This is a genomic window from Rhodovibrio sodomensis (assembly GCF_016583645.1).
GTDB classification, from domain to species: domain Bacteria; phylum Pseudomonadota; class Alphaproteobacteria; order Kiloniellales; family Rhodovibrionaceae; genus Rhodovibrio; species Rhodovibrio sodomensis.
Genome location: NZ_NRRL01000002.1, coordinates 26,985 through 50,967, shown reverse-complemented (window position 1 = coordinate 50,967; position 23,983 = coordinate 26,985). Strand labels below are relative to the sequence as shown.

Annotated in this window: 20 protein-coding genes; 13 read left to right on the top strand and 7 right to left on the bottom strand. The window is 69.4% G+C overall.

Features of this window, described 5'->3' with window-relative positions; genetic code table 11:
• Positions 1 to 47: 47 nt before the first annotated feature.
• Positions 48 to 224, bottom strand: coding sequence for a Flp family type IVb pilin (locus CKO28_RS01980; protein ID WP_200338858.1), 177 nt, complete (start codon positions 222 to 224; stop codon positions 48 to 50).
• Between the two features lie 395 nt (positions 225 to 619).
• Here CKO28_RS01980 and CKO28_RS01975 point away from each other — a divergent pair, with 395 nt between their 5' ends.
• Positions 620 to 2,218 carry an ATP-binding protein gene (locus tag CKO28_RS01975; protein ID WP_200338857.1) on the top strand — a complete coding sequence of 533 codons (1,599 nt, stop codon included), beginning with the start codon at positions 620 to 622 and terminating at the stop codon, positions 2,216 to 2,218.
• 42 nt (positions 2,219 to 2,260) lie between these two features.
• On the opposite strand, the gene CKO28_RS01970 is transcribed toward CKO28_RS01975, so the two are convergent.
• Positions 2,261 to 2,776 (bottom strand): adenine phosphoribosyltransferase, encoded by a 516-nt coding sequence (locus tag CKO28_RS01970; RefSeq protein WP_200338856.1) that lies wholly within the window; start codon positions 2,774 to 2,776, stop codon positions 2,261 to 2,263.
• 246 nt (positions 2,777 to 3,022) lie between these two features.
• On the opposite strand from CKO28_RS01970, the gene CKO28_RS01965 reads away from it, so the two are divergent.
• The 8 genes from CKO28_RS01965 (at position 3,023) to infC (ending at position 13,950) form a co-directional block, all read left to right on the top strand.
• Positions 3,023 to 4,369, top strand: coding sequence for an aspartate aminotransferase family protein (locus CKO28_RS01965; protein ID WP_200338855.1), 1,347 nt, complete (start codon positions 3,023 to 3,025; stop codon positions 4,367 to 4,369).
• Positions 4,366 to 5,202: a beta-keto acid cleavage family enzyme gene (locus tag CKO28_RS01960; protein WP_200338854.1), complete on the top strand. Its 837-nt coding sequence runs from the start codon at positions 4,366 to 4,368 to the stop codon at positions 5,200 to 5,202. Before CKO28_RS01965 ends, CKO28_RS01960 begins: the two co-directional genes overlap by 4 nt.
• Positions 5,203 to 5,742: 540 nt before the next feature.
• Positions 5,743 to 6,729 carry a TAXI family TRAP transporter solute-binding subunit gene (locus CKO28_RS01955; RefSeq protein ID WP_200338853.1) on the top strand — a complete coding sequence of 329 codons (987 nt, stop codon included), beginning with the start codon at positions 5,743 to 5,745 and terminating at the stop codon, positions 6,727 to 6,729.
• 240 nt (positions 6,730 to 6,969) lie between these two features.
• Positions 6,970 to 9,807, top strand: coding sequence for a TRAP transporter permease (locus tag CKO28_RS01950; protein ID WP_200338852.1), 2,838 nt, complete (start codon positions 6,970 to 6,972; stop codon positions 9,805 to 9,807).
• Between the two features lie 107 nt (positions 9,808 to 9,914).
• On the top strand, positions 9,915 to 10,355 hold the full coding sequence (locus CKO28_RS01945) for a universal stress protein (RefSeq protein ID WP_200338851.1): 441 nt from the start codon (positions 9,915 to 9,917) through the stop codon (positions 10,353 to 10,355).
• A 65-nt stretch (positions 10,356 to 10,420) separates the two neighbouring features.
• The gene (locus tag CKO28_RS01940; RefSeq protein WP_437127604.1) at positions 10,421 to 11,161 is read left to right on the top strand and encodes a DUF6969 family protein; all 741 of its coding nucleotides are present in this window, start codon (positions 10,421 to 10,423) and stop codon (positions 11,159 to 11,161) included.
• 178 nt (positions 11,162 to 11,339) lie between these two features.
• Positions 11,340 to 13,262: a threonine--tRNA ligase gene (gene thrS, locus CKO28_RS01935; RefSeq protein WP_200338946.1), complete on the top strand. Its 1,923-nt coding sequence runs from the start codon at positions 11,340 to 11,342 to the stop codon at positions 13,260 to 13,262.
• Positions 13,263 to 13,413: 151 nt separating this feature from the next.
• The gene (gene infC / locus CKO28_RS01930; protein ID WP_200338945.1) at positions 13,414 to 13,950 is read left to right on the top strand and encodes a translation initiation factor IF-3; all 537 of its coding nucleotides are present in this window, start codon (positions 13,414 to 13,416) and stop codon (positions 13,948 to 13,950) included.
• 184 nt (positions 13,951 to 14,134) lie between these two features.
• On the opposite strand, the gene CKO28_RS01925 is transcribed toward infC, so the two are convergent.
• Entirely contained in the window at positions 14,135 to 14,602 is a 468-nt protein-coding gene (locus CKO28_RS01925; RefSeq protein WP_200338849.1) for a MarR family winged helix-turn-helix transcriptional regulator, read from the bottom strand.
• A 308-nt stretch (positions 14,603 to 14,910) separates the two neighbouring features.
• On the bottom strand, positions 14,911 to 17,079 hold the full coding sequence (locus CKO28_RS01920; protein WP_200338848.1) for an N-6 DNA methylase: 2,169 nt from the start codon (positions 17,077 to 17,079) through the stop codon (positions 14,911 to 14,913).
• 258 nt (positions 17,080 to 17,337) lie between these two features.
• On the opposite strand from CKO28_RS01920, the gene rpmI reads away from it, so the two are divergent.
• From rpmI to pheT, 4 genes are all read left to right on the top strand, one after another.
• Positions 17,338 to 17,538, top strand: coding sequence for a 50S ribosomal protein L35 (rpmI, locus tag CKO28_RS01915; RefSeq protein ID WP_200338847.1), 201 nt, complete (start codon positions 17,338 to 17,340; stop codon positions 17,536 to 17,538).
• A 70-nt stretch (positions 17,539 to 17,608) separates the two neighbouring features.
• The gene (gene rplT / locus CKO28_RS01910; protein ID WP_200338846.1) at positions 17,609 to 18,007 is read left to right on the top strand and encodes a 50S ribosomal protein L20; all 399 of its coding nucleotides are present in this window, start codon (positions 17,609 to 17,611) and stop codon (positions 18,005 to 18,007) included.
• Between the two features lie 158 nt (positions 18,008 to 18,165).
• Positions 18,166 to 19,242: a phenylalanine--tRNA ligase subunit alpha gene (gene pheS, locus CKO28_RS01905; RefSeq protein ID WP_200338845.1), complete on the top strand. Its 1,077-nt coding sequence runs from the start codon at positions 18,166 to 18,168 to the stop codon at positions 19,240 to 19,242.
• Positions 19,243 to 19,246: 4 nt separating this feature from the next.
• A complete protein-coding gene (pheT, locus tag CKO28_RS01900; RefSeq protein WP_200338844.1) occupies positions 19,247 to 21,655 on the top strand; it encodes a phenylalanine--tRNA ligase subunit beta in 2,409 nt (802 codons plus the stop codon).
• 307 nt (positions 21,656 to 21,962) lie between these two features.
• Here the strand turns inward: pheT and CKO28_RS01895 are convergent, their stop codons facing one another.
• The 3 genes from CKO28_RS01895 to CKO28_RS01885 form a co-directional block, all read right to left on the bottom strand.
• Positions 21,963 to 22,544, bottom strand: a complete 582-nt coding sequence (locus tag CKO28_RS01895) for a histidine phosphatase family protein (RefSeq protein ID WP_242480295.1) — start codon at positions 22,542 to 22,544, stop codon at positions 21,963 to 21,965.
• 61 nt (positions 22,545 to 22,605) lie between these two features.
• Positions 22,606 to 23,088, bottom strand: coding sequence for a DUF2214 domain-containing protein (locus CKO28_RS01890; RefSeq protein WP_200338843.1), 483 nt, complete (start codon positions 23,086 to 23,088; stop codon positions 22,606 to 22,608).
• A 9-nt stretch (positions 23,089 to 23,097) separates the two neighbouring features.
• Positions 23,098 to 23,463, bottom strand: coding sequence for a DUF6152 family protein (locus tag CKO28_RS01885; protein WP_200338842.1), 366 nt, complete (start codon positions 23,461 to 23,463; stop codon positions 23,098 to 23,100).
• Positions 23,464 to 23,983 lie beyond the last annotated feature (520 nt).

Sequence of the window (23,983 nt, the reverse complement as noted above, 5' to 3'; positions counted from 1 at the left end):
GAGCGTCCGGCCGCACTCGCGATCGAACGCTCCCCATCGCACCATCTTTACGGCGTGGCGCTCTGCAGCTCACTCGACACGCTGTTGAAGAGGCCGCTGATATCAGTGCCGACAGCGGTTGCAGCCCCGACGATCGCGACGGCGATCAGGGCGGCGATCAGGGCGTATTCGATGGCGGTCGCGCCCGACTCGTCGCGGGCGAAGGTCTTGATGAAGTTGCGCATGATTGCGTCCTCCTAAAGGTGAGTTCCGTCGAACGGCATGTCGGACTTTGCGCCCGGCCTGTAAAAATAGTGTTAATGTACAGGTTGAATATTTGCGTGGAATTCCAAATAACAAACAGCGTGTATTTTACGGGAAATCCTACGCTTATCAGAAACCGGAATACAACGCTCGCGCGTGGAGGCCAGATACGCGAATTTTTATATGAATGCCGGGTCCTTCGGGCCGCGCGACCGTAGTATCGAAAGGCGTATATTTGTGCGGAAACTTCGATCGAATGCCCGGTTTAACAGGCTGTTCACGGCCCGGCCGATAGCGTTCGCGCGGTACGGAGAGCCGGGCCGCCCGGTTTCCCCCGCGTTTGCTTCACGCTGTCCCTGCTCGAGGAGAGCTGGCCATGACCACCCAACTGGGCCGCATCGTCGCGGTCGCCGGCGCCGGCGTGACCGTCAAGCTGACCCCGGACGAACACGGCGCCTCCGCCGCGCAGATCCAGGCGCTCGTCCGGGTCGAGGCGGCCCAGTCGGTCGTCTTCGCGAGCGTCCGCGAACTGCGCGTCGACGCCCGCGCGGCCGGCGATACCCAGATCGCCGAGCTGGAGCTGATCGGCGAACAGGCGCGCACGCCGGCGCGCGGCCTGCATCCCTTCCAGCGCGGGGTGGTGCACTTTCCCGCGCTGGGCGACGCGGTGCACGAGGCCGCGGCGGAAGACTGGCGGCGGGTCTACATGCCGGATACCGGCGCCAAGCAGATGCGGCTGGGCGACCTGGACCGCGACGGCACCCTGCCGGCGATCCTGCTGTCCGACGAGCTGCTGTCCAAGCACTTCGCCATCCTGGGCACCACCGGCAGCGGCAAGTCCTGCTCGGTCGCGGTGCTGCTGCGCCAGCTGCTCGACGGCCACCCGAACGGCCACGTCATCCTGCTCGACCCGCACAACGAGTACCAGGCCGCATTCGGCGACCGGTGTGTGCTGGTCAATCCGCAGTCGATGTCGCTGCCGTATTGGCTGCTCAACATGGAAGAGATGATCGAGCTCTATTGCAGCCCGGACGCCGCGCAGCGGGAACTTGAATCGGACATTCTGAAACGCGCGGTGATGGCCGCCAAGCAGGCCTTCCACGGCGCCGAACAGACGCACATCACCGTCGACACCCCGGTGCCGTTCCGCCTGACCACCGTGGTGCAGCACATCGACCGGGAGATGGGGCAGATCAACAAGGGCAGCGACAGCCTGCCGTTCCTGCGCCTGAAAGCGCGGATCGAGACGCTGCGCTCGGACGCCCGCTTCGCCTTCATGTTCGGCCAGATCTCGGTCCAGGACACGATGGCCGACATCCTGTCGCGGGTGCTGCGGATCCCGGTCGCCGGCAAGCCGATCACCATCGTCGACCTGTCGGCGGTGCCGGTGGAGATCGTCGACGCGGTGGTCTCGCTGCTGGCGCGGATGATCTTCGACTTCGCCGTCTGGGGCGGCCCCGGCGCGGAGGTGCCGATCCTGCTGGTCTGCGAGGAAGCGCACCGCTACATCCCGAACGAGCCCGACGGGGGCTTTCAGCCGACCCTGAAGGCGCTGTCCCGGATCGCGAAGGAGGGGCGGAAGTACGGCATCTCGCTGGGCCTGGTCACCCAGCGGCCGAGCGAGCTGTCCGAGACCATCCTGTCGCAGTGCGGCACCCTGTTCGCGCTGCGCATGTCGAACGACCGCGACCAGGCGTTCGTCCAGCGGGCGCTGCCGGACGGCGCGCGCGGGCTGTTCGCCGCGCTGCCCGCGCTCAGCAACCGGGAAGCGGTGGTGGTCGGCGAGGCGGCGGCGGTGCCGATGCGCATGCGCTTCGCCGAACTGCCCGCGGACGCCCGACCGCGGGCCGGTCAGGCGAACTTTGCCGCCGCCTGGCAGAAAGACGATCCCGGCCGCGAGGTGCTGGACGGCGTGATCGCGCGCTGGCGCCGGCAGGACCGCAAAGCCGGCACGCCGCGCGCCGCGGCGGAGTAGCCGGCGTGTCCCAGCGCGGGATAGGCGGCCGGAACGCCGGGCTCAGCTCTCGAACCGGATCAGCGAGGTAACCGGGACGTCCAGCTTGTCGCGGCCGTTCAGGAACGACAACTCGATGATGCAGGCGCAGCCGCGCACGTCGCCGCCGATCTTGCGGATCAGCTCGACCGACGCCGACATCGTGCCGCCGGTGGCGAGCAGGTCGTCCAGGACGATCACGCGCTGGCCCGGCTGGATCGCGCCCTCCTGGATCTCGATCGTGTCCTGGCCGTACTCCAAATCGTAGGTGTAGGGCACGTTGGGGCCCGGCAGCTTGCCCTGCTTGCGTACCATGACGAAGCCCAGGCCAAGCTGCAGCGCGAGCGGCGCCGCCACCAAAAAGCCGCGCGATTCGATGCCGGCCAGGATGTCCGGCTGCTCCGGCTGGACGGTTGCCTCCAGCTGGCGCACCGTCTCCTGCCAGGCGTCCGGATGCGCCAGCAGGGTGGAGATGTCGTAGAACAGGATCCCCGGCTTGGGGAAGTCTGGCACCTGCCGGATGTGCTGCTTGAGGTCCATGTCCTGCGGCCCTGTTCTGGCGTCGTTGGAAAGGCGCTGTGCCGGATTGGCGGGGTGATGATTCCGGAACCTAACCCTACTGGGGCGACCCGCGGGTGACAACGGGCGCTCCGGCCTGTGCGATCTGCGCGGGCGGTTGCGGCCGATCCCGGCGCCACACCTCACGCGCCGGGGTTGCGCCAGCGGGCTGGTTGGCGTGGGATGCAGCCGGTTAGATTCGCAACAAGCCGACCCAGCCGGGGCCCGATGACCCGCATCCTGCACCGCGCGACCCGCCAGACCTATCCGACGGCCGTTGCCGGCGACGGCCCATACCTGATCGACCAGGACGGCAAGCGCTACCTCGACGCCTCCGGCGGGGCGGCCGTGTCCTGCCTGGGCCACAGCCGCCGCGACGTGGTCGAGGCGATCCAGGCGCAGCTCGACCGGCTGCCCTACGCCCACACGGCGTTCTTCACCAACCAGCCATCGGAGGAGCTGGCCGAGTATCTGACCAGCCAGGCGCCCGACGGCCTGACGCACGTTTATTTCGTCTCCGGCGGCTCGGAGGCGAACGAGACCGCCCTCAAGCTCGCCCGGCAGGCGGCGGTCGAGCGCGGCGAGGGCAAGCGGACCCAGATCATCGCCCGGCACCAGAGCTATCACGGCAACACGCTGGGCGCGCTGGGAGCGAGCGGGAACCCGGGCCGGCGCCGGCTCTACGGACCGCTGCTGGCGGACAACGTGCACTTTATCGATCCCTGCTACGCCTACCGCCATCAGGCCGAGGGGGAGCGCGACGCCGATTACGCCCAGCGCGCCGCCGACCAGCTGGAGGCGAAGCTGCAGGAACTGGGCCCGGACAACGTCCTGGCGTTCATCGCCGAACCGGTGGTCGGGGCGACGCTGGGCGCGGTGCCCGCGGTCGACGGCTATCTGAAGCGGATCCGCGAGATCTGCGACCGCCACGGTGTCACCCTGATCCTGGACGAGGTTATGTGCGGCATGGGCCGCACCGGTACGCTCTACGCCTGCCGGCAGGATGGCGTGGCGCCGGATATCCTGACCTGCGCGAAGGGGCTGGGTGCGGGCTACCAGCCGGTTGGCGCGGTGCTGATGTCGCAGGCGATCTACGATACGATCGCGGGCGGCAGCGGCGCGTTCCAGCACGGCTTCACCTATATCGGCCATCCGACCGCCTGCGCCGGCGCGCTGGCGGTGCAGCGGGCGATCGCGCGCGACGACTTGCTCGCCAACGTGGCCGGGCAGGGCGACAAGCTGCGCGCGGATTTGAGCGCGCAATTCGGCAACCACCCCCACGTCGGCGACATTCGCGGCCGGGGGCTGTTCGTGGGCCTGGAGTTGGTCGCCGACCGCGCCACTCGGGCACCGTTCGAGCCGGCCGACAAGCTGCACGCCCGGATCAAGTCGGCGGCGTTCGCCCGCGGGTTGATCTGCTATCCCAATGGCGGCACGGCCGACGGCGCGCGCGGCGACCACGTCCTGCTGGCGCCGCCCTACATCCTGGCGGACGGGCACCGCGAGGAGCTGGTGGAGAAGCTGCAAGGCGCGATCGCGGATGCGCTCGACCAGATCAAGGGGATGGCGGCATGAGTGTCAGCGAACCCCTGGTGATCGCCGCCGCGCCCAACGGCGCGCGTAAGACGCCGCAGGACCACCCCGCGCTGCCGGTGACGGCGGACCAGCTCGCCGACACGGCGGCGGCCTGCCAGGGCGCGGGGGCTGCGATGTGCCATCTGCACGTGCGCGACGCCGAGGGGCGCCACAGCCTCGACCCGCGCCACTACGCCCGCGCGGTTGACGCGATCCGGGCGCGCGTCGGCGAGCGGCTGGTGATCCAGGCGACCTCGGAATCCGGCGGGGTCTACGATCCGCCGGCGCAACTGGATGCGATGCGCGCGCTCGAGCCGGAGTCGCTCAGCCTGGCTGTGCGCGAGGTGATCGGCCGGACCGAGGACGAAACCGCGGCCGGCGAGTTCCTGGCCTGGGCGCGCGCCCAGGGCATCGCCGTGCAGTACATCCTGTATGATCGCGGCGATCTGGACCGCTACCGCGAGCTGGCGGCGCGCGGGGTGATTCCAGGCACCCGGCACTGGCTGCTGTTCGTCCTGGGCAGCTACGCCCAGCACCGCGACGCCGCCCCGGCCGAGCTGCTGAGCTTCGTCGGCGCGGACTGGCCGGATGACAGCCCATGGATGGTCTGCGCGTTCGGCCCGCGCGAAGCGGCCTGCGCGCTGACTGCCGCCGGGCTGGGCGGACAGGTCCGCGTCGGGTTCGAGAACAACCTGCAGCTGCCGGACGGCACCATCGCCCCGGATAACGCGGCCCTGGTCGCCAACGTCGCCGACGGCGCCCGCGCGCTCGGCCGGCCGCCCGCTGGGGCCGACGAGCTGCGCGCCCGATTGGCCGCGCTGGCGGCGGGCTAGAGCAAAATCGATGAAGGCCGAGTCGACCTTCATCGTGAATCTTGCTCTAACGGCTTGAAGGGATTGCAACATTCAGCTGAGAGGTGGCTTCACCTTTCAGCATCTTGCTCTAGCCGGGACCTGCGGGTTCGTGTGCCTGAACCTCCACTCTGGCCATCCCCGGCGAAACTGTGTTCAATGGGCGGCGCGCGTCCGTCCCGCCACTCAACGAAGCGGCGCCGCCAAGAACAACACGGCCGCCCGGGACCAGCCGGGCGAACAGGAACAGGCTTCAACGGAGGGGACGTTGAGGACCCGGAGTTCCGGTATGCGCCGGCAGGCGACGCGGTTTCGGTCACGCGCGCCGGACGACGGCGCTCCGTCACCGAGATCCGGCCGCTTCAGCGTCGTCGACTCCCCGTACGTCGCAGTGACAGCTCACCGCCGGTGTGTTGCCGCGCCATACGCGTGGCCGTCCGGCCGGGGCAAGAGGGCGTATCTGCCGTCGCCTTCCCAGGCCCCGACATCAACCAACCCAAGGCAGACTACGGAGGCTTTTCCATGAAGAAGCTCGTGATCACGGCTGCCGCCGTCGTTGCGGCGACCGGTGCCTGGATGGCGGGAACCAGCAACCAAGCGCTGGCCCAGGACGAGACGAACTTCGTCACCATCGGCACCGGCGGCGTGACCGGCGTGTATTATCCGGCCGGCGGCGCGATCTGCCGTCTGGTCAACAAGGACCGCGAGGAGCACGGCATCCGCTGCTCCGTCGAATCCACCGGCGGGTCGGTCTACAACCTGAACACCATCCGCGCGGGCGAGCTGGAGTTCGGCGTCGCCCAGTCGGACTGGCAGTACCACGCCTACAACGGCTCCAGCCGCTTCGAGGACGCGGGCGCGTACAAGGATCTGCGCGCGATGTTCTCGCTGCACCCCGAGCCGTTCACCGTGGTCGCCCGCAAGGGCAGCGGCATCGAGGACTTCGAGGACCTGAAGGGTAAGCGGGTCAACGTCGGCAACCCAGGCTCGGGCCAGCGCGCCACCATGGAGATCGCCATGGACGCGATGGGCTGGACCATGGACGACTTCTCGCTCGCTTCCGAGCTGAAGTCGGCGGAGCAGGCGCAGGCCCTGTGCGACAACAAGATCGACGCGTTCGTGTTCGTCGTGGGCCATCCGTCCGGTTCGATCCAGGAGGCGACGACGACCTGCGACGCCCAGCTGGTCAACGTGAACAACGAGCAGATCCAGAAGCTGGTCGAGAGCCGGCCGTACTACTCCTTCGCCACCATCCCGGGCGGCATGTACAACGCCAACCCGGACGACGTGACCACCTTCGGCGTGCGCGCGACCTTCGTCACCAGCGCGGACGTGAACGATAAGGTCGCCTACGAGGTGGCGCAGGCGGTGTTCGAGAACTTCGACCAGTTCCGGTCGCTGCATCCGGCCTTCCAGGTCCTGCGGAAGGACGAGATGGTCAGCCAGTCGCTGTCCGCCCCGATCCACGCGGGCGCGATGCAGTACTACAAGGAAGCCGGCCTGAAGTAAGCTGGCGTTCCCGCGACGCGACGGGCGGCCGCGTCCCGCACAGCCGGGGCGCGGCCGACCTGTTCGCGGATGTGAGAGGTGCGACGGCTCATCCATCCGTGGCGCCTCCTCACCCTGTCCCTCTCCCGTGGGAGGAGAGGGACAGGGTGAGGAGGGTGCCTCCCGGTTAGATGCGGGGGCGCGTACCTTTGAAACCGCCGATCGCCGGCGATTGAGCGCGCCGGACCACCTGGAGGCGTCATGGCGAGTTCGCAGAGCCCGCAGCAGGGCAAGGCGGCCGGGGACAAGAAGCTGGACGACCTGGTCGCGTCGACCGACACCGGCGCGCGCGATCCGCGCAACCCTGTTGCCAAGTGGACGATCCTAGGGGTCGCACTGGCCTGGTCGCTGTTCCAGCTTTGGTACGCCTCGCCGCTGCCGTTCATCCTGAACATCGGGATCATCAACGGCACCGAAGCGCGGTCGATTCACCTCGCCTTCGCGATCTTCCTGGCATTCACGGCGTATCCGACGCTGAAAAGCTCGCCGCGCGACCGGGTTCCGGAGCAGGACTGGCTGATCGCCGGCGTCGCCGCCTTCTGCGCGGCCTACCAGTTCTTCTTCTACGAGGCGCTGGCCGGGCGTGTCGGCCTGCCGACCTGGTACGACACCACGGTCGCGTGCGTCGGCATCGTCTGCCTTCTGGAGGCGACGCGCCGGGCGCTCGGCCCGCCGCTGATGATCGTGGCGCTGGTGTTCCTCGCCTACGTCTTCTTCGGGTCGTCCGTCCTCGTGCCGGATGTGATCCAGTGGAAGGGCGCCTCGCTGGACAAGGCGATGTGGCACCAGTGGCTGCAGACCGAGGGCGTGTTCGGCGTGCCGCTGGGTGTGTCGACCAGCTTCGTCTTCCTGTTCGTGCTGTTCGGTTCGCTGTTGGATAAGGCGGGCGCCGGCAACTACTTCATCAAGGTCGCGTTCGCCCTGCTGGGCCACCTGCGCGGCGGCCCGGCCAAGGCGGCCGTCGTTTCCTCGGCGATGACCGGCCTGATCTCCGGCTCCTCGATCGCCAACGTGGTCACCACCGGCACCTTCACCGTGCCGCTGATGAAGCGCGTCGGCTTCTCCAGCGAGAAGGCGGGCGCGGTCGAGGTCGGTTCGTCGGTCAACGGCCAGCTGATGCCCCCGGTGATGGGCGCGGCCGCCTTCCTGATGGTGGAATACGTCGGTATCCCCTACTTCCAGGTGATCAAGCATGCCTTCTTGCCGGCGATCATCAGCTACATCGCGCTGCTCTACCTGGTCCACCTGGAGGCGCTGAAGGGCGACTTTCAGGCGCTGCCCAAGCCGCAGGCGCCCAAGCCCGCGAAATGGACGCTGATCGCGCTCGGCCTGACCGTGGCGTCGATCGCGATTATCGCGGGCGGGGTCTACTGGCTGTTCGAACTGGCGGGGCTGCTGGCGCAGTCGTCCAACCTCTTGTGGGCGGTGGTGCTGATCGGCCTGCTGCAGGGCGCGCTTTACTTCGGGCTCAGCCGCTCGGTACCGCAAGACAGCCGCTGGCGGTACGTTTCCACGGGCGCCGTCGTCGCGGGCAACGTCGTGCTGGGCGCGTTCGGGGTCTACGGTTTGGTCAGTCTGGTGAGCGCGCTGCTCGGCGGCTCCGCCGTCTACGTGATGGTGCTGCTGGTGTTCGCCGCCTATGCCGGGCTGGTCTGGTACGCCACCCGCGTACCCGAATTGGAGCTGGACGATCCCAACGAGCCGGTCTACCACCTGCCCGAGGTCGCGCCGACGGTGAAGTCCGGGCTGTACTACCTGCCGCCGGTCGGCGTGCTGGTCTGGTGCCTGATGATCGAGCGGCTGTCGCCGGGCCTGTCGGCGTTCTGGGCGACCGCGTTCATGCTGTTCATCCTGGTCACCCAACGCCCGCTCAAGGCGTTCTTCCGCAACGCCGGCGATTACGGCAACCAGATGCGGGCCTCCGGGATCGAACTGCTGGACGGCCTGATCGGCGGCGCGCGCAACATGATCGGCATCGGTGTCGCCACCGCCGCGGCGGGCATCATCGTCGGCACCGTGACCCTGACCGGCATCGGCCAGGTGATGACCGAGTTCGTCGAGCTGATCTCCGGCGGCAACGTCATCCTGATGCTGATGTTCACGGCGCTGCTCAGCCTGATCCTGGGCATGGGCCTGCCGACCACGGCCAACTACATCGTGGTGTCGTCGTTGATGGCGCCCGTCATCGTGCAACTCGGCTCCGAGGTCGGGCTGGTGGTGCCGCTGATCGCGGTGCACATGTTCGTCTTCTACTTCGGCATCATGGCGGACGTCACACCGCCGGTGGGGCTGGCGTCGTTCGCCGCCGCGGCCGTCTCGGGCGGCGATCCGATCAAGACCGGCTTCACCGCGTTCTTCTATTCGCTGCGCACGGTGGTGCTGCCGTTCGTGTTCATCTTCAACACCGAACTGCTGCTGATCGGGATCGACGGACCGGTCGAATTCATCATCATCGTGACCTCGGCGCTCGCCGGGATCCTGGTGTTCGCCGCGGCGACGCAGGGCTACTTCGCCGCGCGCAGCAAGCTCTGGGAGAGTGCGCTGTTGCTGCTGGTCGCGTTCACGCTGCTGCGGCCCGGCTACTGGATGGACCAGATCATCCCGCCCTACCGCACGGTCGATCCGACCCAGATCACCGAGCGCGCGGCCGACGCGCCGGCCGGCGGTGCGCTCCGGGTGGTGATCGAGGGCCTGACGATCGAGGGCGAGGAAGCGCGCAAGACGGTGCGCCTGCCGCTCGGCCCCGCCGAGGGCAGCTCCGGGATCCAGCGTCTGCAGCATGCCGGCATCATGGTCCAGACGATGGGCGAGCAGGTGCAGATCACCAACGTCGTGTTCAACTCGCCGGCGGAGAAGGCGGGCGTGGACTTCGGCTGGAACTTGGTCGGTCTGCAGGTGCCCACCCAGCAGCCGCCGAAGGAGCTGTTTTTCATTCCGGCCCTGGTGCTGCTGGGCGGCGTCTACCTGCTGCAGCGCCGGCGCAATCCCGGCCGCGGCGTGGCCAAGCGGGCGCAGCCGCAGGGCGCCGGCGCGGAATGACGACGGTCGCGACCCAGCCGGCGGTCAGGGCCCGCGATCACGGCCGGCGATCAGGTATGGGGCACGCGGCGGGCCGGGCGGCGCGCCACTCGTGAAGGGATAACGTGATGTACAAGGACATCCTGGTTCCGGTCGACTTGGACGATACGAACTCCTGGTCGGCCGCGATCGCCCGGGCGGTCGAACTGGCGCAGGCGTTCGGCAGCCGGCTGCACGTGCTCACCGTCGTGCCCGACTTCGGCGCGACCATGGTCGCGCAGTACTTTCCGCAGGATTACGAGCAGAAGATCGTCGCGGAAGCCCGCCAGCGGCTGCATGCCTTCACCAAGGACCACGTGCCCGAAGGCGTCGGCGTGCAGCACCTGGTGGGCCACGGCCGGGTCTACGACGAGATCCTGCGCATGGCGGAAGAGGCGGACTGCGACCTGATCTGCATGGCCTCGCACCGGCCGGAGCTGCGCGACTACCTGCTGGGCCCGAACGCCGCGCGCGTGGTGCGCCACGCCAAGCGGTCGGTGCTGGTGGTACGCGAGGCCCCGAACGGTTAGGCTGGCGGGACGGCAATCATCGGGGCGGGACACATCCGCCGAACGAAAGTCAGACGCTCTTGACCGTGCAGGCTGAGACGGCGGCCGCGCCCGAAGGCGGCCTGAAGACTGCGGATCTGGCCCGGCTCGACGATGCCGAGCTGGCGGCGCTGGCGGCCGCGGCCCGCACGGTCCGGGAGGTCGAGGCCGACCTGACCGCGCGCGGCGGCAACGTGGTGGCGCGCCTGCTGGCGGAGGCTGATGACGGCTTCTACGAGTGGGATCACTATCCCGACGGCGACGCCTACGATGCGGAAAGCGAGAGCCAGTACTTCTACCACGCCCACGCCGCCGACCAGCGCTTCCCGGGCGAGCACGGCCACTTCCATAGCTTCGTGCGGCCGTTCGGCCTGAGCCATCTGCTGCCCGACGACGCGCCCCCGCCGCCGACCGCGCTGACCCATCTGATCGCGGTGTCGGTGGATATCGAGGGGCGGGCGACGCGCCTGTTCACCACCAACCGCTGGGTCACCGCGGAGCGCTGGTACCCGGCCGCGACGGCGGTGCGGCTGCTGGCGAATTTCGAGATGCGCGGCGACACGCCGGCGCCAGAGGTGAACGCCTGGCTGACCGCGCTGCTGCGGCTGTACCGCGCCGACATCGCCGCCCTGATGACCGCGCGCGATAGCCGGCTTGCCGCCGGCGGCGGCGTCGTCACCGAGGGCGCGCTCGACGACCGCGCGCTCGAGGTCACCAGCCTGCAGGAGATCGACGTGCCCGCGCGCGTGCAGGCGGTCGAGGCGGAAGCCGCGCGGCGCGGGCTTTGAGCCAGGTTCGCCGCCCGTGGTGCCGCGAACCGGGGTGCGCACGTTCCTCGCTTGACAGGGTGAGCGCGCTGGCTAGCTTGGCGCCACGCCCCGCGGCGGGTCTGTCCGCGGCGGGTCCGACCGACGCAAGTTCAGAAGGGCACAGGTTTTGACGAGCGTTGCCGACGCCGCCAAGGCGGTGACGATCACACTTCCCGACGGCAACCAACTGGCGTTCGAGCAGCCGCCGACCGGGCGCGAGGTCGCCGAACGGATCGGCAAGCGGCTGGCGAAGGACGCGCTCGTCGTCAAGGTCGACGGCGAGCTGCGCGACCTCGACCAGCCGATCCCGCAGGACGCCCGCGTCGAGATCGTGACCCCGACCCACCAGGACGCCCGTCAGATCATCCGCCACGACGCCGCCCACGTGATGGCGGAGGCGGTGCAGGAGCTGTTCCCGGACGCGCAGGTCACCTTCGGCCCGCCGACCGAGACCGGCTTCTATTACGATTTCGCCCGCGCGCATCCGTTCTCGAGCGACGATCTGGAGAAGATCGAGAAGCGGATGCACGAGATCGTGGACGCCGACAAGCCGTTTGTCCGCGAGGTCTGGGACCGCGACGCGGCGGCGCACTTCTTCGACCAGAAGGGCGAGAAGTACAAGGCGCAGCACATCCGCGAGGGCATTCCCAAGGGCGAGCAGATCACGATCTACCGCCAGGGCGACGATTGGCTGGACCTGTGCCGGGGCCCGCACGCGCCGTCGACCGGGCGGGTCGGCCACGCGTTCAAGCTGATGAAGGTCTCCGGCGCCTACTGGCGCGGCGATCCCAACAACGAGCAGCTGCAGCGGATCGCCGGCACCGCCTGGGAGAGCGAGAAGCGGCTCAACGAATACCTGACGATGCTGGAGGAGGCGGAGAAGCGCGACCACCGCCGGCTGGGCCGCGAGCTCGACCTGTTCCACATCCAGGAGGAAGCCGTTGGCAGCGTGTTCTGGCACCCCAAGGGCTGGACGCTGTACCGCCAGGTGGAGAAGTACGTCCGCGCCATGCAGGAGCGCGAGGGCTACCACGAGGTCAAGACGCCGCAGCTGATCGACCGCGCGCTGTGGGAGCGCTCCGGCCACTGGGACAAGTTCCGCGAGGCGATGTTCACCGCGCGCAGCGAGGACGACCACGTGCTCGCGCTCAAGCCGATGAACTGCCCGGCGCACGTGCAGATCTTCAACAAGGGTATCACCAGCTACCGCGACCTGCCCTACCGGATGGCGGAGTTCGGCTCCTGCCACCGCTACGAGCCGTCGGGCGCGCTGCACGGGCTGATGCGGGTGCGCGCGTTCACCCAGGACGACGCGCACATCTTCTGCACGCCCGAGCAGATCAACAGCGAGACGCAGAAGTTCTGCGACATGCTGCTGGAGATCTACAAGGCGTTCGGCTTCGAGGACGTGCGGGTGAAGTTCTCCGACCGCCCGGAAACCCGCGCCGGCTCCGACGCGGTCTGGGACAAGGCGGAATCCGCGCTCAAGGAGGCGATCGAGGCGACCGGCCTGCCGTATACCATGAACCCGGGCGAGGGCGCGTTCTACGGGCCCAAGCTGGAGTTCGTGCTGCGCGACGCGATCGGCCGCGACTGGCAGTGCGGCACCCACCAGGTCGACTTCGTGCTGCCCGAGCGCCTGGACGCCGACTACGTCGGCGAGGACGGCAACAAGCACCGCCCGGTGATGCTGCACCGGGCGATCGTGGGCTCGTTCGAGCGCTTCATCGCGATCCTGATCGAGGAGCACGCCGGGCGCTTCCCGATGTGGCTGGCGCCCGTGCAGGTCACCGTGGCGACGATCACGAGTGCCGCCGACGACTACGCCAAGCAGGCCGCGCAGGCGCTGCGCCAGGCCGGCCTGCGGGTGGAGACCGACCTGCGCAACGAGAAGATCAACTACAAGGTCCGCGAACACTCCAATCAGAAGGTCCCGGTGATCGCCGTCGTCGGCGAGCGCGAGGCGCAGGAGCGGACCGTCGCGCTGCGCCGGCTGGGCAGCAAGCAGCAAGAGGTTCTTGCGCTCGACGATGCGGTGACTAGACTCGGTGAAGAGGCGGCACCGCCCAAGGTCGATTGACCCGGTCAAGGGTCCGCACGGGCGGACCGCCGGTCCGGGTTGGAGGACCGTTGGCCGGTCACCACGTATAGTAATGGACGCATAGTGCCGGTCGGCGAGGGCGCCGAGGGCGGTATGCCGGCAAGGTTCAACAGGCAAGGGAGTCTGATCCATAGCAAGGCCAGCCACTTCGGGCCCGCCCACCAAAGGCGGTCCCCGCGTCAACGACCAGATCAACGTCCGTGAAGTGCGCCTGATCGGCCCCGAGGGCGAGAACCTCGGTGTGCTGGACACGCGCGAAGCGCTCGAAAAGGCCGGCGATTTTGGCCTCGACCTGGTCGAGGTGTCGCCCAACGTCTCACCGCCGGTCTGTCGGATCCTGGATTACGGCCGCTACAAATACGAAGAGCAGAAAAAGCGCGCCGAAGCCCGGAAAAAGCAAAAGACGGTCGAGCTTAAAGAAATCAAGATGCGGCCGAACATCGACGATCACGACTATGGCGTGAAGATGAAGGCCATCCACAAGTTCCTGGACGAGGGTGACAAGGTTAAGGTCACCTTGCGCTTCCGCGGCCGCGAGATGGCGCACCAGGACCTGGGCAAGCAGTTGCTGGGCAAGGTGCAGGAAGAGCTCGGCGAAAAGGTCAAGGTCGAGGCACATCCCAAGCTCGAAGGGCGTCAGATGATCATGGTCCTGGCGCCGCGTTAAGGCGGCCTCCGGGCTGGTGCGTCGAGCTGGCATCCCGGGGTGCAGTGCCGTGCGCCGGATCACCGGCCTCGATCCGTCGGCTCTGGATCGAACACGACAAAGCCCGCCGACCTTGGAGGGTCGGCGGGCTTTGTCATGGTGAGCGTTGGCGCAGCGCTTGCGCGGGCACGCGGACGTCCCGGGGTCAGCTGGCGTCGCCGCCCATCTGGCCGACCAGCTTCGGCAGGGCCCGTTCCAGAACCGCGCGCTCCTGCTCGTCGAGCGTATCGATCGCGCGCACCAGCTCGTTGATCGGATCGTCGCGCAGCAATTCGTGGCCGGCGTCGGTGACGAACAGGCCGCTGTTGCGCGCGCTGCCGGAACTGCGTCCCAGATAGCCCTTGCGCACCAGGGCCGAGATCGTGGTCGAGGCCGTGCCCATGGTCGAGCCGCGGTGGCGGGCGAACGCGGTGACCGTGCGTTCTTCCAACGGCATCACCGCGAAGTAGCGCAGGGCGTGCCACTGCGCCGGCTTGAGCCCCTGCACGAAGCTGCGCGCGAAGTGCACGCGGACCAGCTGCTCAAGCGCATGGGCCACCGCGCCGGGGCCGCGCGCGTGATGGGTGATCGTCGGATGTTTCGATGCGCCCGGCACCTCCCGATCGTCATTCATGGTGTCCGCCAAACGGAGGCTCGGCGTTCCCGCCGGATCGCGCGGGGGCGTCGGGATCGGCTTGCGATCTGAACCGGCCATGTTCGTGCTGCGCACTCCTACGCTGCTCGGTTGTGTCTCGAGCTCTAAATACCAAAAGTTTAGCGATCCCCGCCATGGAAAAAACAGTTATCGAAGTCGAAAGTGGAAAACGCGCCAGCCAAGACCTTCGGCCATTGCTTAACGAGTTTCAGACTCTGGTACAAGGTAAGACGAGAAAACCGTTAATGCGCCGGCAATGAACATCTGGACTGCTGTAGATACCGAATCTAGTTTTGAGTTGTAACCCGGAAATGCTTAACCACCCTCACCGACTGGCGCGCGTCGAGCGCGTAAAGCTTGCGGTACAGGGCATCCAGGGCGTGCCGCGCCTGCGCGCGTGCGCTCGGGCACCAGGCGACCGGCGGGCCCGGGTGGCCCAGGTCCCGGGCGAAGCCGTTCAGGTCGTAGCTGGTATGGCAGAGCTGCTTTAGCGCCGCGCGGACGTGCGCCGCGGCGTCGGCCGGGTAGGCGCCGGGCGGGATGACCGGCAGTTGTTCCAGGATGTACAGGTTCAGGTTCTGCCCCTGCAGTTTGCCGCGGGCCAGCCAGTCCAGCACCTGGGCGTTCAGGTTGGCGAGCAGCAGCGGTGCGGTGCGGCGATAGGCCTCAACCGCCGCCGGGTCGTCGTCGGCCGGCAGCAGCAGCGGCAGTGAGTTGGCGGCCGCGCACGGCGGCACGGCGGCCGCGATCACGGTGCGCGCGTTGCTGGGGGAGGTGACGTGCTTCAGCGCGATCGCCCAGTCCAGGCCGTCCGGCCAGCGCGCCTGATCGGCCGCCACGCCGAACCGCGGGGTTGGCCGGAACGCCGGGTCGGCCCGCTCGGCCTCGGTGGTGCGGCGCGGCTGCGCCGGGCGCTTCAGGTTGCCGGCGTGGGTGACGACGCTGGCGGCGCGATGGTCGAACGCCTGCACCATCTTACCCTCGTACAGCGGCCAGGCGTCGCCGTCCGCCCGCGGCCAGGGCTGGAAATGCTGGGCATCGTTGGTCAGGTCGAACATCCGCCGGTAGCGGGCCGGAAAGGCGTGCACCGGCGCCGGTCCGCGCCGGTCGACCAGCGGCGGCCAGCGCCGGTGCAGCCGCAGCGCGAGCGCGGCATCGGCCCGGCAGCGCGGCATCGCCAGCCCGCCGGTCGCCGGGTTCAGGGTCGCCAGCGCCCGGGGACTGAGCGTCAGCGGCCGTGCGTTGCCGAGATCGCCCGGATCGCTGAGCGCAAATGCCAGACGGGACCGGCGGACCCGCCCCGCTCGGCCGGTCAGGCAGAGCGCGGCGAACCGGAACCGCCCGTCGACGCCCGGGAAGAACCGGGTGCCCGGCTGCGTGCGCCCCGGGCCGCGGTTCTCGAAGTCGAGGAAGGCGGCCAGCCGGCCCGCGCTTGCCAGCCGGCGGACCAGTCCGTGGGTGCCGCGGTCGGCGGCGATGCCGCTCGGCACCAGCAGCGCGGCCCGGCCGTCGGGTGCGATCCGCGCATCGGCGAGCGCGGCGAAGCCGGCGTAGAGGTTGGCGTCGCCGCCGCACGCCTCCGGATAGCGCGCGCGCAGCCGCGCGGCATACGCGGCCCGCCGGCGGCGTTCCGCGTCGAACGCCCGCCACAACGGCGTGTCCGCCGCCGCCAGGGTGGCCAGCCGTTGCTTGCGCTGGCCAGCATCCAGACCGCGGAAGCCCGGATCGTGCGCGGCCAGCCATTCGACCTGCTGCAGCTTGGCGCGTTCCCAGGGCGGGTTGCCGACGATCGCGTCGAAGCCGGGGGCGGCCGGCCCGGCGGGCGTCAGCGCCGCCCACGCCCGGTCGTCCAGCAGCGCGTCCGCGCACACGATCCGGTCTGTCAGGTCGGGCGCCGGCGCGCCGTCGGCCCGGAGCCGCAACGCCAGCGCGACCCGCGCACAGGCGACCGCGCAGGGATCGACGTCGATGCCGTACAGCCGGTCCGCCGGCATCCGCTGCTGGGCGGCGAGGAGGAACGCCCCCGGGCCGCAGGCCGGGTCGATCAGCGCCCGCGTACCGGCGTCGACACCCGCCCAATCCAGCAGCAGCGTTATCAGGGCGGGCGGGGTGTAGTACGCCCCCGCTTGCTGGCGGGCGAACGGGCGCGGGGTCAGCTGGGGCTGCCCATCCTTGTCCCACGCCACCGCGAGCGCGAGGAGTTGGCCGTAGGCCGTCTGCACGGCCGCCGGGGTCGGGGCGCACAGCGGCGCGGCGGCGACCGGCCCGTCGCCCAGATGGTGCCGCCGCCAGCTTGGGCCGAGTGTCCTCTGCGCGAGCGCGCGCAGGCCCGCGAGGATCCCGCCGGCGAGCGGATCGGCGCGGTCGAGCGCCCCGCGCGCGGCCAGATCGGCCAGCAGACGGGCGAACGCGGGGCGGGCGTCGTCGGTCTCGGGCAGGCTGCTGGCGTCCGGCAAGGGCGCCTCCCGTCCGGGCGCGGATTCTGGGGCGGAGATCGGCCCGGCGCCGCGCCCTCACAGCCAGAATCGCATCCGCGCGGCAGCCCGGCAAGCGGCCGGCCGGGTGCCTTGCAATGGCCGGCCTGCGTGGTTATAACCGCGCACCTCCGAACAAGGGCGACCGCGGCCATCTGGACATGCCCGGAAGCTCGAACAGTGGGCCGGCGCGCGGCTCAGCGTGTCGGCCGGTAACGGCCCGATCCGAAAGGAACCAAAATGTCCAAGCTCAAGACCAAGAGCGGCGCCAAGAAGCGCTTCAAGATGACCGGCACCGGCAAGGTCCGGGTCAAGTACGCCTTCAAGTCCCACAACCTGCGCAAGCGGCCGCAGAAGATGAAGCGCCAAGCGCGCGGGATGATGGTGCTGCGGAAGACCGAAGCCAACATGGTCAAGAAGCACTACCTGCCGAACGGCTGAGTGCGGCTTCGCCGACCCGAGCGACCCGAACCCACGATCCGTCATCTCCTAGCCAAGCAGGAGCGCCGCCATGTCCCGCGTAAAGCGTGGAGTTACCTCCCGCGCCAAGCACAACAAGGTCCTCAAGGCCGCCAAGGGCGCCCGGGGCCGTCAGAAGAACACGATCCGCGTCGCCCGGCAGCGGGTCGAAAAGAACCTGCAGTACGCCTACCGCGACCGCAAGCAGCGTAAGCGCGAGTTCCGCAGCCTGTGGATCCAGCGGATCAACGCCGGTGCGCGCAACAACGGCCTGACCTACAGCCAGCTGATGGCCGGGCTGCGCGAAGCCGGCGTCGAGCTGGACCGCAAGGTCCTGGCCGACCTCGCGGTGCGCGAGCCGGATTCGTTCGCCAACCTGGTCGAGCAGGCCCGCAAGGCGCTGCCCGCGGGTGCCAAGGAAGACGCCTCCGCCGGCCGCGGCGCGATGTAACGCGCCCGGGCGGGCCCGGACGTCGGGGCCGCCAGGGGTGTCACGACGACGACTGCAACGGCGGCCCGGTCATCACGGCGATGGCTGGGCCGCCGGTGCGCCGGGCGGGTGCCAGCGCCCGCCCACCGGTCTCCAAAACAGCAAGTACGTGTGCCGCGATGGACGAGCCCGAGGAGCTGAAGCGGTCCCTGCTGGCCGAGGTCGACGGGGCCAACACGCTCGATGACCTGGAGCAGGTGCGGGTGTCCGCGCTCGGCAAGAAGGGGCGCCTGACCCAGCAGATGAAGCAGCTGGGCCAGCTCGATCCCGAGGAGCGCAAGCGCGTCGGCCAGGCGCTGAACGAGGTCAAGGACGCCGTCCAGCAGGCGATCGAGACCCGCAAGGCCAGCCTGGCGGAAGCCGAGATGCAGGCGCGCCTGGAGCGCGAGCGGGTCGACGTGACCCTGCCGGCGCGGCCGTTCGACATGGGCCGCATCCACCCGATCTCGCGCACCATCGAGGAGATGATCCAGATCTTCGGCGCGATGGGCTTCCGGGTCGCCGAGGGGCCGCATGTCGAGGACGACTTCCACAACTTTACCGCCCTCAACATCCCGCCCGAGCACCCGGCCCGGCAGGAGCACGATACTTTCTACGTCGAGGGCACGGGCGACGACGGCCATCGCAAGGTCCTGCGCACGCACACCTCGCCGGTGCAGATCCGGGCGATGCGTCAGCTGGAGGAGCCGCCGATCCGGGTGATCGCGCCCGGGCGCACCTTCCGCAGCGACGACGATGCGACGCACAGCCCGATGTTCCACCAGATCGAGGGGCTGGTGGTCGACCGGACCACGCACATGGGGCACCTGAAGGGCACGCTGATCGAGTTCTGCCGCGCCTTCTTCGGCGTCGACGACCTGCCGGTGCAGTTCCGCCCCAGCTACTTCCCGTTCACCGAGCCGTCGGCCGAGGTCGACATCGGCTGCTCCAAGCAGGGCAACGAACTCAAGATCGGCAAGGGCGGCGACTGGCTGGAGATCCTGGGCTGCGGCATGATCCATCCGAAGGTGCTGGAGAACTGCGGCATCGATTCCAGCCAATACCAGGGCTACGCCTTCGGCATGGGGGTCGAGCGCGCGGCGATGCTGAAGTACGGCATCCCCGACCTGCGCACCTTCTACGAGTCCGACCTGCGCTGGCTGCGCCACTACGGCTTCCTGCCGATCGAGACGCCGTCGCCGGTGAAGGGCCTGTAATCCGATGAAGTACACGCTGTCCTGGCTGAAGGATCATCTCGACACCGAGGCGACGGCCGCGGAGATCGGGGAGGTGCTGACCAACCTCGGCCTGGAGCTGGAAGGCCTGGAGAACAAGGCGGAGGAGCTGGCGCCTTTCAAGGTCGCCTACGTCAAGGAGGCCGCCCAGCACCCCAACGCCGACCGGCTCAAGGTCTGCACGGTCGATCCGGGCGACGGCGCGTCGGTGCAGGTGATCTGCGGCGCGCCCAACGCCAAGACCGGCATGAAGGGCGTGTTCGCGCCGGTCGGCGCCTACATCCCGGGCATCGACACCACGCTCAAGGCCGGCAAGATTCGCGGCGTCGAATCCAACGGCATGCTGGTCTCCGAGCGCGAGATGGGGCTCAGCGACGCGCACGAAGGCATCATCGAGATGCCCGAGGACGCGGAGGTCGGGGCGCCGTTCGCCAAGGCGATGGGCCTGGACGATCCGGTGTTCGACATCGCGATCACGCCCAACCGCGCGGACTGCCTGGGCGTGCGCGGCGTCGCCCGCGACCTGGCGGCGGCGGGTCTGGGCACGCTGAAGGACGACCCGCGCCTGGAAGCGGTCGCCGGCAGCTACGACCCGCCGCTACAGTGGCGACGCGACCTGCCGGCGGGCGCGGAAGCTGCCTGCCCTTACGTCGGCGGGCGGCACTTCCGCAACGTCAAGAACGGCGAAAGCCCGGCCTGGATGCAGCGGCGCCTGCGCGCGATCGGGCTGCGGCCGATCTCCGCGCTCGTGGACATCACCAACTACGTCACCTTCGACCTGGGCCGGCCGCTGCACGTGTTCGACGCTGGCCGGGTGACAGGCGATCTCACCATGCGCCTCGCCCGCGACGGCGAAGAGATCGAGGCGCTGGACGAGCAGACCTACACCCTGGATCCGGAAACGGTCGTGATCGCCGACGAGACCCGCGTCCAGGGCATCGGCGGCCTGATGGGCGGCCAGCAGTCCGGGGTTACCCACGACACCACCGAGGTGTTCCTGGAGGTGGCGCTGTTCGATCCGGTGCGCATCGCCAAGGCCGGCCGGCGCCTAGGGGTGCTGTCCGACGCGCGCTTCCGCTTCGAGCGCGGGCTCGATCCCGAAAGCGCCGACTGGGGGGAGGCGGTCGCCACCCGCCTGATCCAGCAGATCTGCGGCGGCGAGGCGAGCCACCTGACGTCCGCCGGCGAGATCCCGCGCGATCGCGCGCAGGTCGACCTGCGGGTCAAGCGCGTGGCCGAGCTGGGCGGCCTGGAGGTGGGCGCCAAGACCTGCCGGCGGATCCTGGACGACCTCGGCTTCGAGACCACGGTTTCCGATGCGGGCGGCGACGGCGAGCTGATCAAGGCGACCGTCCCGCCGTGGCGCGTCGACGTCGAGAGCGAGGCCTGCCTGGTCGAGGAGGTGCTGCGGATCAACGGCTACGACGCCATCCCGACCGAGCCGCTGCCGCCGCTCACGGCCGTGCCGCAGGCCGCCGTCACGCCCGGCCAGCGCCGGGGCGAGCTGGCGCGCGCCGCGCTCGCCAGCCGCGGCATGAACGAGGCGGTGACCTTCTCGTTCATGTCCTCGCGCCACGCCGAACAGTTCGGCGGGCAGGTGGCGGATCTCTATCTCGCCAACCCGATCTCCAGCGAGCTCGACGTGATGCGCCCGGTCGTGCTCGCCAACCTGGTCGAGGCGGGCGCGCGCAACGCCGACCGCGGCTTCCCCGACGTCGCGCTGTTCGAGCTCGGCCCGCAGTACGTGTCCGCTGCCCCGGACGGGCAGGACACGGTCGCCGCGGGCCTGCGCGCCGGCCACAGCGCGCCGCGCCACTGGGCCGCCGAACGCCGGGTCCACGACGCCTTCGACGCCAAGACCGACGCGCTCGCCGCGCTGACGGCCGCGGGGGCGCCCGGCGACAACCTGCAGGTCTCGACCGACGCGCCAGGCTGGTACCACCCGGGCCGCGCCGGTGCGCTGCGGTTGGGCAAGCAGGTGCTGGCGTACTTCGGCGAGCTGCACCCGCGGGTGCTGGAGGCCTACGACATGCGCGGCCCGGTGGCGGCGTTCGAGGTGTTCGTCGACCGCGTGCCGCAGACCAAGAAGCGCGGCGGCCTGACCCTGTCGTCGCTGCAGCCGGTCGAGCGCGACTTCGCCTTCATCGTCGACGCCGACGTGCCGGCGGAGAACCTCATCCGCGCGGCCAAGGGCGCCGACAAGGACCTGATCGCCGATGTGAAGCTGTTCGACGTCTATACCGGCGAGAAGGTCGGCGACGGCAAGAAGTCGCTCGCCATCGCCGTCACCCTGCAACCCCGGGAAAAGACCCTGACCGAACAGGAAATCGACACCGTCGGCCAGAAGGTGATCGACCAGGTCCAGAAAAAGACCGGCGGCGAGCTAAGAGGGTAGGTTAGGGCTCACCACCAAGGCACCACGGACACTAGAGGAAAGGCGGGCTCACGCGCTGGCTTATCCAATTCCCCTCCTCCACTGGGAGGAGGGGCTAGGGGAGGAGGGTGCCGCCGGCATAGGCCGTGCAAACCTCCTCTCCCTATCCCTCTCCTCCCACGTGGAGGAGCGGGGACCAGCGGCCAGCGCCCGTTGAAACCGCGGAAATCCGGGCCGCCGCAAGGCCTTCGCGTGCCGCGGCCGATTGTTCTGCTCGGTTCGGAAACCTCGGGCTCCGTGCCCTTTGTGTCCTCCGTGGTGAACCCGCTTACCGCGGCGCCCGGATCAGGAACGAGCCCCGCACGTCGACCGTCCCGTCGTCGGCGACCTCGATCACGATCACTTCGCCGCTCGATGGGAACACGTCGGTCAGCGCGGTGATGTTCACCTGGTGGGTGACCAGCACGAGCTTTTCGTCCGCGGGCGCGTCGGCCAGGAGGTCGCGGACGGCCGCGGTCTGCTGGTCGCGGGTGGAGCGGTCCTCGAAGAAGGAGTTGAGGGCCGGGAAGTCCGCCACCGGCGCCAGGCCGAGCAGCTCCGCCGTCTGGCGGCAGCGGCACCACTGGCTGGTCAGCACGCGGTCGACCTGAATGCCGTGGTCGCGGAACGCCTGGCCGATCCGGCGGGACTGCTCCCGGCCGGCGCCGTTCAGGGTGCGCTGGGTCGAGCAGTCGCCCAGCTCGAAGTTCGCCGGGTCGCCGGTGCCGGGCGCGAGGGCGTGGCGCATGATCGCGACGGTTCCCGGTTGTTTGAGCGCGGCCCAGGCGCCGCCGCCGCTTTGCGCCTGCACCGGGGCGGGCAGGGCGAACGCGGCCGTCAGGAACGCGGCGAGCGCGGTCAGTCGGAACATCCAGGAACCTCCCCGTTAATCGGCTGTCGCAGGTGATATTGAACCGGTGAGATAGGGCGGCTCAGCTTCCGGTGAAGGCGATCAGCCGCCCGCAGGCGAGCGCGCCCAGCCAGGCGACGATCGAACCGATCCCGGCCAGGGCGCGCAGCCGCCGTCCGGCGCGGTCCGGGTCGCGGCCGACGCGCAGACGAAACGCGAGGGCGCCCGTCGCCCCCAGCGCGATCAGCGCCAGCTTGCCCCACAGCACCGGGACCTGGGCGTATTCCAGCGGCCGCACGCTGAACAGCAGCACGCCGGTCACAACCGCGAGCAGCAGTCCGGCGGCCGCCATCGGTGTCAGCACGGCCGCGAGCGGGCGCATCTCGACCGACCGCCACAGGCCGAGCAGCCGCAGGTCGAGCGGCAGGATCCCGCCGACCAGCAGCGCGATGCCCAGCACGTGCAGCGCGCTGACCGCAGCGTAGCTCCAGCGCCCTTGGGTGAGCGCCTGCGCGACCGGCCAGTCGGCGAGCGCGCTCAGCGCGGCGGTCAGCAGGTCCGGCACCGGCCGAGGTCAGTCGCGGTTCGGATAGAGGACGTATTCCCGCTCGCCGATGAACAGCCGCTCGACCTTCATCCGGCGCTTTTCGGGCTCGGCCGACGGCTCGCCGATCGCGCGGATTTCCACGCCCGGCGCCAGATCGCCGGCCTTCAGCCCGGCGCGGTCGTTGCGCCACGGCTGGCCGACCTCGACCGTCCAGCTCTCGCCGTCGGCGTCCACGCTCAGAACGCCGTGCGGGTTACCGAGCTGGGCGTCCTGGATGATGCCGGTCAGCTCGATGTTGCCGCCGGTGGTCCAGCGCCAGCCGTGGTGGGCTTCGGCCAGGACCGGCACCAGCAGGGCGAGCGCGGCGAGCGCGCCGAGCATTCGCGTTCGCATGTCGAAGCCTCCCTATTGTCTAAGAGCCCGTGGGTCGACCGGCGGCATCCGGTCGCCTGGACACGTTTCGGCTGAGATAATGCGGTCAGCGGGCGGCGAAAATAGGGCAACGGTCTTCGCGGTTGGCCAAAAGAGCCCCGGCAGCCGGTTGGCCGCCGGGGCCATGGGGCAGATTGGCACGTGAAAACGGGTCGGCAGGCTGGTACCGGGGAACCTCGGCGGTGCAACGCCGGCGTATGGTATCGCCTGCCAGGGAGGCCGGGCCGCCCGCCCGTACGGACGGGCACACACGCACGGGACGGGCGGCCCCAGGGACCCGGCGGACGGGTCCCAGTTCGCCGCGGCTCGGAAGAGACGGGAAGAAACCGCCGCGAACTATCCTTGATTACGCGGTTCGTTTTGAACCGGTTCATAGGGGACCAGAAAAATTTTTGGAGTGCAAAGGTTGCTGTTCCCGCGGCGACCGCAGGTCGCAGCGACTCGTGCCCCGGCGTGTCCGCGTTGACCCGGTGAAAGCCGC